Origin of the sequence: Camelimonas fluminis, from assembly GCF_014656355.1 — a bacterium.
Classification (GTDB): Bacteria; Pseudomonadota; Alphaproteobacteria; order Rhizobiales; family Beijerinckiaceae; genus Camelimonas; species Camelimonas fluminis.
Genome location: NZ_BNCG01000008.1, coordinates 1 through 15877, shown reverse-complemented (window position 1 = coordinate 15877; position 15877 = coordinate 1). Strand labels below are relative to the sequence as shown.

4 protein-coding genes are annotated in these 15877 nt (G+C 66.6%); 3 read left to right on the top strand and 1 reads right to left on the bottom strand.

The window, feature by feature from the left end:
* Positions 1 to 170 precede the first annotated feature (170 nt).
* From IE243_RS10685 to IE243_RS10675, 3 genes are read left to right on the top strand one after another with little or no spacing between them, the layout of a single operon-like run.
* Positions 171 to 2153 (top strand): non-ribosomal peptide synthetase, encoded by a 1983-nt coding sequence (locus tag IE243_RS10685; RefSeq protein ID WP_210319839.1) that lies wholly within the window; start codon positions 171 to 173, stop codon positions 2151 to 2153.
* The gene (locus IE243_RS10680) at positions 2150 to 10174 is read left to right on the top strand and encodes a hybrid non-ribosomal peptide synthetase/type I polyketide synthase (protein WP_191319390.1); all 8025 of its coding nucleotides are present in this window, start codon (positions 2150 to 2152) and stop codon (positions 10172 to 10174) included. The genes IE243_RS10685 and IE243_RS10680 overlap by 4 nt, the downstream gene beginning before the upstream one ends.
* Before the next feature lie 4 nt (positions 10175 to 10178).
* A complete protein-coding gene (locus IE243_RS10675) occupies positions 10179 to 12740 on the top strand; it encodes a condensation domain-containing protein (protein WP_191319389.1) in 2562 nt (853 codons plus the stop codon).
* Between the two features lie 1088 nt (positions 12741 to 13828).
* Here the strand turns inward: IE243_RS10675 and IE243_RS23920 are convergent.
* The gene (locus IE243_RS23920; protein ID WP_373301653.1) at positions 13829 to 14572 is read right to left on the bottom strand and encodes a 4'-phosphopantetheinyl transferase family protein; all 744 of its coding nucleotides are present in this window, start codon (positions 14570 to 14572) and stop codon (positions 13829 to 13831) included.
* Between the last annotated feature and the right edge of the window lie 1305 nt (positions 14573 to 15877).

The following is a 15877-nucleotide window of genomic DNA, read 5'->3' as shown; positions in this document are numbered from 1 at the left end:
CCATGTCGCTGCATGGAGATTTTCCAGGGCTGCGATCCAGCGCGGCGGGCTTCTCCCGTCGGCGCGCCCGGGCTGGCTGGACGCAGGGCCTGGGCTTTCCCCGGAAAGTCGCGGCCCATGCGGGCAACAGACAAACCAGATAGCGATGTTTCGGAGTGATGGAGCAGGCAATGCAACAGGCTGGTTCTGTCAGGATGGAAGGGTTGTCCGTGGACGTTGTCGACGCCGCGGGTCCCGGGGAGGCCGGAGCAGGGCCACGGCGCGACATGGCCTGGGAGACGGTGACGTCGGCCTTCGCGCGCCAGGCGCGCGCTACGCCCAATCGCACGGCGGTGCGGCGCGGCGACGTTTTGCTGACCTATGCAGGTCTTGACGCGGCCGCCAACAGGCTGGCGCGTCAACTGATGGGGCAGGGCGTCGGCCGGGGCGACAGGGTGGCGCTGCTGCTGCCGCGCGACGTCGACGCGGTTGTCGCCATCCTTGGCGTGCTCAGGGCTGGCGCGGCCTATGTGCCGGTCGACATGTCCTACCCGGAGGCGCGCATCCACTTTATTGTCGGGGACTGCGGCTGTCGGGTGGCGATCACCACGTCGGCCGGCCTGTCCAGGTTGCCGCCGGGGATCGTCAGTCTGGCGCTGGACGCCCAGGCGCAGGCCATCGCCGAAACCCCAGGCGATGCGCTGCCCGCCGTGGCGGGAGCAGACGACCCCATTTATGTCATCTACACCTCTGGATCCACCGGCCTGCCGAAGGGCGCCGCCGTCACGCACCGGTCCTTCGCCAACCTGCTTCAGTGGTACATCAGGACGCTGGGCCTCGATGGCGGCGATTCAACGTTGCTGGTGAGCGCGCTGGGCTTCGATCTGACCCAGAAGAATATCTACGCGCCGTTGCTGGTCGGTGGCACGCTTTATCTGCCGGACTTTGACGTGTTTGATCCGGAAGCCATTGTGGCGACGGTCGAAAGCCGGTCCGTCACCTTCCTGAACTGCACGCCCAGCACGTTTCTGCCGCTCGTGGAGGGCGCGGCGGCTGGCCGTATGGAACGGCTGGCGTCGCTGCGTTGGGCGGTTCTGGGCGGCGAGCCGATCCCGATCCGGCGTCTGCTGCCCTGGCTTGGCCATCCGGCGTGCCGGGGGCAAATCCTCAACAGCTATGGTCCGACGGAGTGCACGGACATCTGCGCCGCCTGGGCGATGGGAGCGGCGAACTGGGAGGATCCCGTACCGCTCGGCCGACCGGTCGACAATGTGTTCCTGGCTGTTCTCGATGAGATGCGGCGGCCGGTGGCCCCCGGCGTGGAGGGCGAATTGTGGATCGGCGGCCTGGGCGTCGGGCTTGGCTATCTCGGCCGCCCGGAACTGAACGCCGAACGCTTCATGACATTGCGCGTTCCAGGCCATGAGGGCCGGATGTATCGCACGGGCGACCGGGTCAGCTGGCGCGCCGACGGCGTGCTGGATTTCTTCGGTCGCCTCGATCACCAGATCAAGATCCGGGGGCACCGGGTCGAGCCTGGCGAGATCGAGGCCGCGCTTTGCAGTCACGCCGATATCCGCGAGGCCTGCGTGGCGGTGCGCCGCGATGGCGACGCCGAGCCGCGGCTGGTGGCCTGGCTGGTGATGCGCCAGACCGCGACCATGCCGCTGGAAGCCGGGTTGCGACGCTACCTGGCGGAGAGACTTCCCGAGCACATGATCCCCGCCGCTTTCGCCGCTCTGCCGGCTTTGCCGCTGTCGCCAAACGGCAAGATCGATCGCCAGGCCCTGCCGGATATCGTCGCCCGGAGCCCTGACGCCGTCCGGTCGCCGCATGGCGACGGGGCGTCTGACGGCCACGACATGGAAAGCCTGGTTCTCGGCGTCTGGCGCGATGTGCTTGGACAGGTTCCGGCAAGCCCGGACCAGAACTTTTTTGACGCTGGCGGCACGTCAATTGGCCTTGCCAGGGTCCAGGCCGCGATCAGGGAGCGCACGGGCCGGGATCTGCCAGTGGTCGAGCTGTTCGCGCATCCAACCGTCGCGAGTCTCGCCCGGCTGCTTGGCCAGAAGGCGGGGGGACCGACGGCTGGCGGAAGGGTGACGCCCGCATCCGGCAACAGGCAGGCCGAGGCCCTGCGCAGGATGGCGCAGGTCAGGGGAGGGGGAAGATGAACAGCGATCATGATGCAGCCTCCGGGGCGGCCGACATCACTGACAACCTGGACGGCGTGGCGATTATCGGTATGGCCGGACGGTTTCCCGGCGCCGGCGACGTTGGGGCATTCTGGCGGAATATCTGCGCTGGCGTCGATTCCGCCAGCCGGTTTGACGAGGGTGAGCTGGAGGACAGCTATACGGCGGATGAGCGGGCGCAGCCCGATTTCGTTCCCGTGCGCCCACTGCTCGCCGATGTGGACCAGTTTGACGCGCAGCTGTTCCGCATGCGCCCGCGAGAAGCCTCCCTGACCGATCCGCAGCACCGGATTTTCCTCGAGATTTCCTGGTCTGCGATCGAGGACGCCGGCTACGACCCGCAGGCGCTCGCCGGGCGCGCCGTCGGTGTGTTCGCGGGGTGCAGCTACAACACCTATCTGTTGCGTCACGTCTGTGGCGACCGGGCGGCGGCGGAGCGGTTCACCAACGATTTTCAGGTGAGTGGCTACGAAACGCTCACCGGCGCCATCGCCGACGCCCTGGCGACCCGCGTTTCCTACAAGCTGGACCTGCGCGGTCCCAGCATGACCATCGCCACCGCCTGCTCGACCTCGTTGACGGCGGTCGCCCAGGCGGTGCAGTCGCTGCTGCTTTGCCAGTGCGACATGGCGCTGGCCGGGGGCGTGTCGGTCACATTCCCACAAAAGCGCGGTTACTTCGCCCAGGACGGCGGCATGGTTTCGACCGACGGCGTCTGCCGGCCGTTCGACGCCAGCGCCAATGGCACGCTGTTTGGCTCCGGCGCCGGGGTGGTGCTGCTGAAACGTCTGGAGGACGCCGTCGCCGACGGCGATCACATCTATGCGGTGATCCGCGGCGCAGCCGTCAACAATGACGGCGCCTCGAAGGTCGGCTTCACGGCTCCAAGCGTTGACGCGCAGGCCGAGGTGGTGGCGACGGCGCAACTGATCGCCGGCTTTGATCCGGCGACGGTGGGGTACGTTGAGTGCCATGGCACCGCGACGCCGCTTGGAGATCCGATTGAGGTCACGGCGCTGGCCCGCGCCTTTGGCGAGGGCGGCGGCCCCGGTCGCACCTGGCTCGGCTCCGTGAAGGGAAATGTCGGCCATCTTGACGCGGCGGCGGGCGTGACCGGCCTGATCAAGACAGCCCTCGCCGTCAATCACGGCGTCATTCCGCCCACCTGCCACTTCACCACGCCCAATCCGCGTCTCGAACTGGAAAAAACGCCGTTCGCCATTGCCGGCGGGCTGGTGGACTGGCTGGAGCCGGACGGCCCGCGTCGCGCCGGCGTGTCGGCGCTCGGCGTCGGCGGCGTCAACGTGCACATCTGCCTGGAGCAGGCGCCGCAGCGTCCATCCATGGCGGCCGGGGAAGCCGCCCGCGCCGTACTGATGCTGTCGGCGCGGAGCGAGGACGGCCTGAAGCGCGCGCGCACCGCGCTGGCGGACACATTGCGCGCAGCGCCACAGACCAGCCTGGCGGACGTCGCCCATACCCTGGCGACGGGACGGGGCGCCTACGCGCATCGCGCAGCGATCATCGCCGACAGCGTTGCGATGGCCATCGACCGTCTGGAAGCTGATGGCGGCGTGGGAGTTGTCGCGGGTGAGGCGGCGGCGGCCGGGCGACCCGTGATCTTCATGTTCCCGGGCCAGGGCGCGCAATATCCCGCCATGGGCGTTGGCCTGTACGAACATGAGCCAGCGTTCCGGAACGCTGTTGACCGCTGCGCCGAAATCCTGAAGCCGAGCCTGGGCCTTGACCTGCGCGAGCCGCTGTATGGCGCTGAAGCCCGTGATGGAGCTGGCGCGGAAACCATCCGCCAGACCATCCTCGCCCAACCGGCGATCTTCACCGTGGAGTATGCCCTGGCGCAGCTCTGGCTCAGCCGGGGCGTGCGGCCGGCGGCGATGATCGGGCACAGCATTGGTGAGTTCGTCGCGGCGACCCTGGCCGGTGTTCTGACTCTGGAAGAGGCGCTCGGACTGGTCGCCGTGCGCGGCCGGCTGATGCAGGCCGTGGCGGCCGGCGCCATGCTGGCGGTGCGGCTGCCGGAGGCGGATGTGCGGGCGGCGTTGCCGGCAGGGGTCGATATCGCAGCCGTGAATGCGCCGGGCCTGACGGTGGCGGCGGGTCAGTTCGCCGCTATTGAACAGCTCGAAAGCGTCCTGACCGGCATGGGCGCGATGCACCGGCGGCTGCATACCAGCCATGCCTTCCATTCGGCGATGATGGAGCCGGTGCTGGCTGATCTCGCCATTGAGGCGGCGCGGATCGGGCCGGAGCCTGCGACGATCCCCTATGTGTCGTGCGTCACCGGCGACTGGATCACCGAAGCCGAAACTGGCGCCAGCGACTACTGGGCGCGCCACTGTCGCGCCGCCGTGCGCTTCAGCGACGGCGTTGCGGCGCTGCTGAAGCGCTTCGAGACCCCGGTGCTGCTCGAAGTTGGTCCGGGCTCGACCCTGCTGACCTTGTGCCGGCAGGGCGCCGCGAAGGGGCGGAGCGTCGCCACGGTCGCCTCATTGCCCGATCCGGGCGCGGATCACGACGATATCGAGACGTTTTATGGCGCTCTCGGCCAGCTCTGGCGTCATGGCGCGGCCTTCGACCACGACCGCGCCTGTCCGGGCCAGCGTATCTCGCTCCCTGGCGTTCCTTTCGAACGGCAGCGCTACTGGGTCGCGACACCGGCGTCCGCCACGATGGCGGAGCCGGCAGGCGTCATCCAGGCGGCGCCATCCCTGTCCCCAGCCTCCATGCAAGTGGATCCAGTCCAGATGAATACGCATACGCCAGTTGTCAGCGCCGGCAACGCCGGGGCCGGGCTCGCCAGCAAGGTCGCCGGGCTGTTTGAAGAGCTTTCCGGCGAGAGCGTCGCTCAGGCCGATTATGCGAGCCCGTTCCTTGAACTGGGCTTCGATTCCCTGTTTCTGGCCCAGGTCGCGACCCAGGTGCAGAAGACTTTCAAGGTCAAGGTGACGTTCCGGCAACTGCTGAACGACATGCCGTCGATCGCCCGGCTGGCCGAATATCTCGCCGACAAGGTTCCTGCGCCGGCGGTTCCCGCCCAGGCGGCGCCCGCCCCGATGCAGACGCAGGCCATATTCCAGGCCCCTGCAATGGCGCAGGTCGCGCCTCCCCTTCTGGCGGCGCAGGCGCCTGGCGCCGCCGCGGGTGTGGAAGGCCTGTTCCGCGATCAACTCGCGGCATTGCAAGGTCTCATCGCCCAGCAGAACCAGATCCTGCTCGGTCAGGCCAGCGTCGCGCCCGCGCCGCTGGCCGCCGCCGCCATTCAGGTCGCGCCGCAGGTCGCCGTCGCTCCGGCAGCCGCCACGGCCGCCGCGGCGTCGCGGCCGGCAGAGGCGGTGGAAGACGCTGGCGCATCGCGTCATCAGCTCTATCGCCCCGGCGGCGCCGCCGCTGGCGGTGATATGACCGCCGCGCAAACCGCGTTCCTGACCGATCTCATCGCCCGCTACACGGCGCGTACGCCTGGCTCGAAGCGCATGACCGACGCGCGTCGCGACGTGCTGGCCGACCCCCGCACCGCCGCCGGCTTCCGGCCGGAGTGGAAAGAAATCGTCTATCCGATCGTTTGCAGCCGCTCCAAGGGCAGCCGGATCTGGGACGTCGACGGCAATGAGTACATCGACGTCGTCAATGGCTACGGGCAGACGGCGTTCGGCCATGCGCCGGACTTCGTGCTGGAGGCCATGCAACGGCAAATGCGCGACGGCTTCGCCATCGGCCCGCAATCGCCGCTGGCCGGTGAGGTCGCCGAGCTGTTCGCCGCGATGACGGGCAATGAACGCGTCACCTTCTGCAACACGGGTTCCGAGGCTGTGATGGCGGCGATGCGCGTGGCGCGCGCCGTGACCGGGCGCGACCGCATCGTCGTTTTCAGCGGCGGTTACCATGGCCAGTTCGACGAGGTGCTGGTGAAGGGCAAGGCCCGCCAGGATGACGATCCGCGCGGTCTGCCGATCGCGCCGGGCATCCCCTTCGGCTCGGTTGGCAACATGGTGGTGTTGCCGTGGGCGAAGCCGGAAAGCCTCGACTGGATCCGCCAGCATGGCGATGACATCGCCGCCGTGATCGCCGAGCCGGTGCAGAGCCGCCATCCGGAGGTGCAGCCCGCCGGGTTCCTGCGGGAGTTGCGCGCGATTACCGAAGCGGCTGGCTCCGCGCTTGTGTTCGATGAGGTGGTGACCGGTTTCAGGGTGCATCCCGGCGGCATGCAGGCGGTGTTCGGCATTCGCGCCGATATGGCGACTTACGGCAAGGTGGTCGGCGGCGGCATGCCGGTCGGCGTCCTCGCCGGCAAGCGCAGCTTCATGGACGCCCTTGACGGCGGCGCCTGGCGCTATGGCGACGACTCGGTTCCGGAGGTTGCGCCGACCTTCTTCGCAGGCACCTTCGTGCGTCACCCGATGGTGATGGCGGCGGCGAAAGCGGTGCTGCTGCATCTGAAGGACCAGGGCCCCGCCCTGCAGGAGCAGCTCGCCGCCCGCGCCCAGGGTTTGGCGAACCGCATTAACGCCGAACTGGCGCGACGCGGCGTTGGCGCCCGGGCCGAGAGCTACAGCAGCTGGTTCTATCTGGCGCTGGGCGGCGAGGACCGGTTGGCCAGCCTGTTCTACCATCACATGCGTCTGCTGGGCGTGCACTGGCAGGAGGGCTTCCCCTGCTACTTCACGACGGAGCATTCCGACGCCGACATGGCGTTCATCTATGATGCGTTCGTAAAGACCCTCGATGCGCTCCAGGGCGCCGGCATCCTGACCGGATCTGGCGTTGCGGCCCCCATGGGAGCCCAGGCGTTGTCCGGGGCCGGAACAGTGGCCGCCCCGACGCAGCAGGCGCCCGTTTCATGGCCGATGTCGTCGCCGCTGACCGAGCCGCAGATGGAGGTATGGCTGGCGGCGCAGCTCGGCGACGAAGCTTCTTGCGCCTTCAATGAATCCATCTCGCTGACCCTGTCGGGCGTGCTTGACCGGACGGCCCTGAAGCAGGCGCTGGACGAGGTCGTGGCGCGCCATGACGCCCTGCGGGCGCGCTTCGCCCCGGACGGGTCGCACATGCTCATTGATGCGCCGGCGGCCGTACCGCTGGCGGAGCGGGACTTTTCTGGCGCCGCCGCCGGGTTGGCCGACCTGAAGGACGATGAGGCCCGCACGCCGTTTGATCTCGTCAACGGCCCGCTGATGCGCGCGACCCTGGCCCGACTGTCGCCAACCGTGCATGTGCTGGTGTTCACGGCCCATCACATCGTGTGCGACGGTTGGTCAACCAATGTCATTCTTGATGAGATGGCGCAGGTCTACCAGGCGCTGCGCCAGGGGCGCGCGGCGGATCTGCCTGCGCCGCTGCCGTTCCGCAGCTATGCGCTGGAGCAGACCTCGCACGACAGCCCTGAGACCCGCAACTGGTGGACGGAACAGTTCCGGGTCTTGCCGCCGGACGCTGATCTGCCGGCCGACCGTCCTCGTGGAGACGTGAAGGACTGGTCGGGCGACACGCTTTGCGCCCGGATTCCGGGTGATCTGCTGAAGCAGGTGAAGCAGGCCGGCGCGAAACAGGGCGCCACCCTGTTCTCCACCCTCGCGGCTGCTTTCAACGTGGTGTTGTGGCGGCTCACCGGCGAAACCGACCAGGTGATGGCCATCCCCACGGCCGGGCAGAGCCTGGCGGAAGGCGGGCCGCTGGTCGGCCATTGCGTCAACTTCCTGCCGCTGCGCGCGCAGGTTGATCCTGACGCCCCTGTCTCGGTTCTGCTGAAAACCGTGCAGAAGGCGATGCTCGATATGAATGAGCATCAGGACTACACCTTTGGCGCGCTGGTCCGGGAGCTGGGCGTCGCTCGCAACCCCTCGCGTCTGCCGCTGACCCAGGTGCAGTTCAATCTGGAGCGCGTTGGCGAAGGGCTGGACTTTGGCGAGGTGACCGCCCGGGTCGCCACCAACGCCAAGGCGTTTGTCAATTTCGACATTTTCCTCAACATCATTGAGGACGCCGATGGCCTGTCGCTGGCCTGCGATTACAGCACCGGACTGTATGACGCGACGACCATTGCCCGCTGGATAGGTCACTTCGAGCAGGCATTGCGCGCCATCGTCGCTGACGCCGCCCAGCCGGTGAAAGCCTTGCGCCTGTTGGACGGCGATACGGTCGACCGGTTGGTCGATGGGCTGAACGCCACCGCGCGCGACGGACTCGACCTGCGGCCGGTCCCTCTTCAGGTGGAAGGCGTCGCGGCCCGCCACCCGGACGCCATCGCCCTGGTCTGGCGCGACCAGATCATGACCTATGGCCAGCTCGACGCCGCGACCGGCGCGCTGGCGGCGCGCATCGCCGCCGTTGCGCCTGGCGGCGGCGGCCGGGTTGGCGTGCTCGTGGAGCGCTCGCCAGCCATGGTTGTGGCCATGCTCGCTGTCATGCGGGCCGGCCACGCCTTCACGCCGCTTGATCCGGCGCATCCGGAAAGCCGGCTGCAGCAGGTCGTTGACGCCGCCAGCATCTGCGCCTTGGTCTGCGATGACCCGGCGCGGGCCAGCGTCGCTGGCGGGGCGCCGCTGGTGGACGTGCGGGCCGGAGCGGCCCCCGATTCCAGCGCGGCGCAGCTGCCAGATTGCGCCGGTGCGTCCGCCGCTTACGTCATCTTCACCTCCGGCTCGACCGGGACGCCGAAAGGCGTGGAGATCGGCCACGCGGCGCTCGCCAACCTGTTGTGGTCGTTCGCGGAGCGTCCCGGGTTCACCGCGGCGGATTCAATGCTGGCGGTGACCACCACCACCTTCGACATCGCCATGCTTGAGCTGTTCATGCCACTGGTCACTGGCGGGCGGGTGATCATCGCCGACCGTCAGGCGGTGCAGGACGGGTTCGCCCTGGCGCGACTGATCGCCGAGAAGCAGCCAAGCCATATCCAGGCGACGCCCTCCCTGTGGCGCATGCTGTCCGAGGCAGGCTTCCAGCCCTGGCCCGGCCTGACCATGCTGTGCGGCGGCGAGCCGTTGCCGCGCGATCTCGCCAGGGAGCTGTCAGCCGGCGCGGGCGCGCTCTGGAACGTCTATGGTCCGACGGAAACCACCATCTGGTCGAGCGCCGGCCAGGTCAGGCCAGACGATGATCTCATCACCATCGGCGCGCCGGTGCTGAACACCGGGCTGTATGTCATCGACGCCAGCGGCCAACTGGCGCTGCCCGGCGCCGCGGGCGAACTGGCGATCGGAGGTCTTGGCCTCGCCAATGGCTATTTTGGCCAGCCGGACCTGACCGCCGCCGCCTTCCGTCGCCATACGCTTGATGATGGCGCGCCGCGTCGCCTGTACTTCACCGGCGACATGGCGAAGCGGCTGCCGGATGGGCGCATCCAGCACCTTGGCCGCCGTGATTTGCAGATCAAGCTGCGGGGTTTCCGTATCGAGCTGGAGGATATCGAAAGCGCCCTGCGGGCCATTCCAGGCGTGGCCGACGCAGCCGCTGGCGTGGTCGGCGCTGATCCGGACCGCCGCCTGGCCGCCTGGGTGGCGATGGCGGGCGGACAGCCCCTTGATGAAGCGATGTTGCGCGAGAAAGCCCGTCAGGCGTTGCCAGACTATATGGTTCCCGCGATCTGGACCCGTCTCGACGCCCTGCCGCTGACGGCGAACGGCAAGCTCAACCGCAAGGTGTTGCCGCAGCCGGAGCGCGTGGCGGCCAAGCCGGTGGGCCGGATGGGCTTGCCGCCGCAGAACGCCACCCAGAGACTGCTTTGCAGCGTCTGGTCGGAAGTGCTCGGCGGCGAGGCCATCGGCATTGACGCCGACATCCTCGATCTGGGCGCGGATTCGATCCAGATCTTCCAGATCGTCGCCCGCGCCCGTCGGGCGGGCGTCAATCTGGCCGCCAGGGATGTACTGCGTTGCCGGACCATCGGGGCGCTCGCCGAGGCCATTGATAGTTCGCCTGGCGATATGGCGGCGGCGTCGGTGGGCCCGTTGCCCCGCCTCGCTGACTTCCGCCGGAGGTAACCCAATGAACATGAGCCATCAGGGGAACGCCGCCTTGAGCCTGCCTGAGCCTCTCGAATTCGGAGCGACCTGCGCGCAATCTTACTACTGGCGCCGCAGCCAGCGGCGTCCGGGAGATCCGTGTCTCAACATCGCCGCGCGCTGGCGCCTGGAAGGGCCGGTATCGATTGCCCTGATGGAGCGCGCCTGGCAGCAGGTGGTCGACCGTCACGAGGTGCTGCGCACGGTGTTTGTCGAACAGGATGACCAGCTCGTGCAGCGCGTGCTTCCCCACGCGCAGTTCCGGATCCGGCATGTCGATCTGCGTGGAACGCCCCCACCTGAGCAGAACGAGCTGAGCGAGCGGTTGGGGCGTGAAGAAGCGGCGACGCCCTTCGATCCATTCGCGCCGCCCCTGCTCCGGATAACGGTGCTGCAGCAGGCGGATGACAGGGCTCACATGCTGCTCACCACGCATCATCTCGCGGGAGACTGTTGGGCCAACCTGACGCTGGTGCGCGAGTTCGCCGCCATCTGCGACGCCCTGTCAGTGGGGGCGACGCCCCATTTGCCCGATGCGCCGATGCAATTCGGTGACTTCGCCTCGTGGCAGAACGCCTGGCTGGCGGCTGGCGGCGCGGCGACGGTGGAACAGTACTGGATGAGGCAACTGGATGGGCTGTCCGACTTCACGGTTCCGACAGACCGTGCGCCGCCGGTCAAGCCGACCCGACGCGGCGATATCTTCGGCATGATGGTCCCGCCCGGCGTCGCAGAGGCGACGCTGGGCGCGGCGCGGGCGCGGGGTTCAACATTCTTCGCCTTCGGTCTCGCGACCTTCGCCGCCCTGCTGCACCGCTGGAGCGGGCATCACGATATCCTGGTCACCACCCAGATCGCCGGGCGCGATGAACTCGAACTCGAAACGGTTGTCGGCCCGTTCATCAACACCCTGGCCCTGCGCATGGCGTGCGCGCCGGAAACCCGCTTCTCCGATTTGCTGGACCAGACGCTGACGACGGTCGGCGAGGCGCTGGAAAACGGCGCCCTGCCGTTCGAGAAACTGACGGAACGCATCGCGCTGCCGGTCAGCGATCGTCGTGGTCCGCTGAATGGCGTCAACTTTCAGGTCCTGAACAGCGCATTCCTCAAGGACACCCGCGCCGGCGCCATGGCGCTTCGGGGTTTCCCAAGCCTTTCGCCGGGCGCCAAACGCGATCTCGACGTTTATCTCGTGGAGCGGGAAGTCGGCTGGCGGGCCCAGTGTGAGTACGATCCGGACCTGTTTGACGAGGCGACAGTCGCCTGGGTGGTGCGGTCATTCGTCGAGCTGCTGGCGGCTGTCAGCTCCGACCCGACGCAGACGCTCGCCGGGCTGCCCTTCTCCCCGCCAGCGGCGCAGCTGGCCGGCGTGGAACGGTCGCCCCGCATGACCGCTGTCCGGGCTGTCCCTGTCGAGGTCATGGAAACCGGCGCGTCGTCCACGCCGGCGGCCGACAATGGCGTCCGCGCTGAGCGCCTGATGCAATTATGGCGGGAGGCGGTGCGATGTGATGATCCGCCGCCGGCCGCCAGTTTTTTCGAGCTGGGCGGAGATTCCATGCGGGCGGCCCGACTGGTGGCCCGCATCCACGACGCGTTCGGGCAACGGGTCGGCCTCGCGCGGTTCTTCCAGAAGCCGACGCTGGCGGGCCTGGCGGAAAGGCTCGGCGTCGAACTTGCCAGTGCGCCGGCGCCGGCGGCGGTGATGCAAAAGGAAGAAGATGAGGATGATGACTGGCGGGTCATGGAGGTCAGTCCTCGCGGCTCCCGCACGCCAGTGATCGGCATCAACAGCGTGGAGACGCTGTTCGCCCTGGCCCGCGAATTCGGCGAGGACCGGCACATTTTCGGGGTGCGGCTGTTCGAACCGGGCAAGCCCCATGGCATCGCCGGCAAGACATTCCCCGAGATCGCCGCCGATTACATCGACGTTATCCGCTCGATTGAGCCAAAGGGCCCTTACATCCTGTTCGGACTCTGCGTTCATGGCGTGCTCGCCCTTGAGATCGCCCGCCAGTTGCGCGCGGCTGGGGACGAGGTCGAAATGGTGTGCGTCGTCAACGCATGGCATCCGAGTTACGCCCGCAGGCTGAACTTCCTGAACCGGCAGCTGGTGCGGCTGAACGACGTGTCCTGGAACCTGCGGAGGGTGTTCAGGCGGGAAAAGACCTTTGTCGAGTTTCTTGGCAACTACCGCCTCGCGCAAAGCAGCGGCGTTCTTCAGCTCGCCGCCCGGATGGGGCTTATCGACCGGGCGCCGACACGCACTGGCTCGGAGTTCAATGACGATTTCCTGCTGACCCTGATGAGGGCCCGCGACGCCTGTGAGCCGCGCGACGTCAGCGGACCGGTGATGCAGTTCCTCGGCCCGGATACGCCGAAGTGGCCTGGCATTGACCACACGCTGGGGTGGAAGCCAGTCGTCAACGGCGCCATCCATGTTCACTACATGCCGGCGGCAAGGCCTGGTCCCGACGATCCGGGCCTGGCCTGCATCGTCACGCACTTCGGGCGCATGATCGAAACGGGGGCCGCACGGGGGTAAAGCATGCCTGGCGATGGTGCATCCAGCAGCGCAATAACCCGGCGGGTTGCCGTTGCGGCGGTTGTCGCCGCCAGCATTGCCGGCGTCGCCGTGGCGATGGCGGGGCCATTGCCTGTCAAGGAGTATGCGCGGGCGCTCTGGTTCATGGGCGCGCCGCGCCCCACGCCGGGCGGGCCGTTCGCTGTCGGCCGTCGGGAGATCGCCCTGACATTGCCGTCCTGGGGCCGGTTGACCGTGGTTCTCTGGTATCCCGCAGCGGCCTCCCGCATGGGCCTTGTGGACCGGGCGTGGCTCCGCCTCCGGAGACCGACGTCGGCGGACTACTCGGAAGATGCGCCGTGGGCGGAGACGCAGCGGCCGTTCCCGCTGATTGTTCACTTCCCGTCGTGGTTCGGGCGTGGATCCGAGGCCTCCTTCAATCTGGCGGGCCTCGCCAGCCACGGCTACGTGACGGTGGCGCTGGATGACATCGTTCACCTCGACAGACAGGAGGGCGTCGCCGGCAGGCTCCAGGCGACGTCATTTGACTTCACGTCGCCCGAAGCGTTTCAGGCGTCGCGGGCGCCGGCGGCGCAGCGGGCCGGTCTGGAGGCGCGCCTTGGCCGCGATGTGCTGGACGCGCTGCTGGCGCATCCGGTGACCGGACCACACCTTGATGCGACCCGTATCGGCGCGTCGGGCTTCTCGTTCGGCGGCGCCGCGGCGCTGGAGCTCAGTCTCGCGGATCCGCGAATTCGCGCCGTGGTCAATCTCGATGGACTGGTTCTGGGGCGCGCGGCGCGCGGCGGCGTGCAGGCTCCTTATCTCTTCCTGTCCGCGGATATCGGGCCGCCAACCCCGAAGGAACTGGCCCAGCCTGATCTGGCGGCCCGGTTTGATCGCATGCTGGACGGTGAAGTTCTGGCGTATCAGAAACGACAGGCCGCGCGGCCCGACAATTTTACGTTCTTCATCAAAGAGACCAGCCATCTGGATTTCACCGACCGCCTGTTGATGCCGGCGTTTGCCGAGGCATTTCGTCCCTCCGGACGCGACCGTTCCGGAATCTGGCGGCAGATCAATGGACGCCTGCTGGCCTTCTTCGACCGTTATCTGGCGGCCCAGCCTGACGATCCAGGCAAAGCATCTGCCGGCGTCCAGCGCCTGAAAGAAATCTCGTGGCCTGACAATGGCGCGGCGAAGGCGCCAAGAATGTCGTCCGCTGGCGCGAAGTGAGCAAGCTGCCACTGTGAGGGCGCTTCAGGGTGACCGGCCAGTCGCAGCAACCGTGGGGGAGCGTCGGGCGCCAGCGTGACGTCGAAGGCGTCGAGCGGCTGCGCCAGACCCAGGCCCAGCGCCTTGATCACCGCCTCTTTGCGCGTCCAGCAACGATAAAAACCCTGCAGCCAGTCCCGCTGCGGCAGACGGGACAGCTCTGCCAGTTCCGCTGGCGAGAAAGAGTGACGCGCCACGTCCTGTTCCACCGGGCGCACCTGCTCCACGTCGACGCCGATGGGGCAGCGCCAGCCGATGGCGAAGGCGCCGAGGTTCTCCGTATGGCTGAGATTGATGAACGGCGCGCCTGCTTCCGTCAGTTCTGGCTTGCCCCAGGCATTGCTGGCGAAGACAAGATTCCCGGGAGCCCGGCCGAGTGTTTCGCCCAGGATACAGCGCATGGCGCCATGGGCGACGATGTAGCGGTTGCGATGCCGGTCATGAATGAACCGCGCGGCGCGCTCCCGTTCGTCTGTCGACAACAGGCCGGCGAGCATCGCGCGCGCCGGCGCCGGGGCCTGCAGGCTGAACAGCCAGATGGCGACGTCGCAACGGGAAGCTGGCTGGTCCAACGTCACTGAGGCCTCCATGGTGCGTCGTGGGCCCGGCGTGCGGGTCTGCGGGTGAAAGCCGTACAGACAGGATCGGCGGGCCTCTCGCGTCGGTGGGCTGAACCCGGGGCGAGGGCCAGACCGTGACGCCGTGATACCGCAGATGACCGTCCTGTAGAAATCTCAGGCATGCGCGCGGAAATTTCCATCATTGGTTGCGAGGCTGGCCGGCGACGCCCGCCCGTGGTCGCATGACCATGGCCATCCTTGCCGGGGCAATAACATGGCCACGTTATTGGAGAGATCGATGGGGCTGTCAGGCTCTTGAGAGATCAAATCATCCCCGCATCGCATGAAGCGCAGCAAACCCGCCGGGAGGGGCGCCGATCGCAGCCGGCGCGTCCCGCGGAACTGGCGGCCTCACCTGCGCGCACTGTGTTTGATGGTATTGCCCCATGGAGAAACGCGCCGCTGCTGTGAATGGCGGGGGCTTGAGGCGCAACGCCTTACCTTGATGTGGAGCATGTGGTTCACATTGACGTGCGCAAAGGACGTAGGCGCATTTTTGTTGATTGACAGGCTTCGTACCGAAAGTCGTATATTAATCACGAATACGCTTGATTGCTGCCGCTTTTGTACTAAGGCTCACCTGCGTGTGATTAATAATTGGGCGAACTTACGCAAAAGCCGTTATTTTTCAATCATCACGAATGCATCCAATCAAATTTTCCAACACCTAAAAGACTTCAACTTGGCAGTGATCACGAAAATGTGAACACCCAAAGGATGGGGTGCAAACCATCCGGCGAGGGCGCCCGCTCCGTCGATTAGTCCGTCCGGATTCAATAAAAAGCACGATCACCGTTTTGTTATGCGGCGGATTTCATGCGGCCGCCAAGGGTCGCGGCATGGAAGATTGACTGATAAAATATCCGTGATGATAAATTAACTCTCAATATAAGCTGTGTAATATCGGTTAATTATTGGTTAAATTGTACTGCAAATAAGAAGATGCTTGTCAATATGCCCGGCTATCGCGAATTTAAGTGTAAGAATTCATGGTGTGCGGCGGCCAGAAAACGTGGCTGTTACGAGGTGTTTCCTGAAACTTGACAGTTATCCTGCATGGAACAAACCGTTCCCTCGGTGCTTTCTGTTTTTGACGATGATAAAGTGCTGACACAGGCCAGATGCGCAGACAGAGGGGGATGGATATCCAGCGGTGACCTTCGGGATCTCCGGAGCAGGATTATCTCATCTATACACAAATTTTCTTAGTGTCTGATTCAAAATTATCCTGTGCGATTTCATGCCCTTGCGATGCGTCTGGTG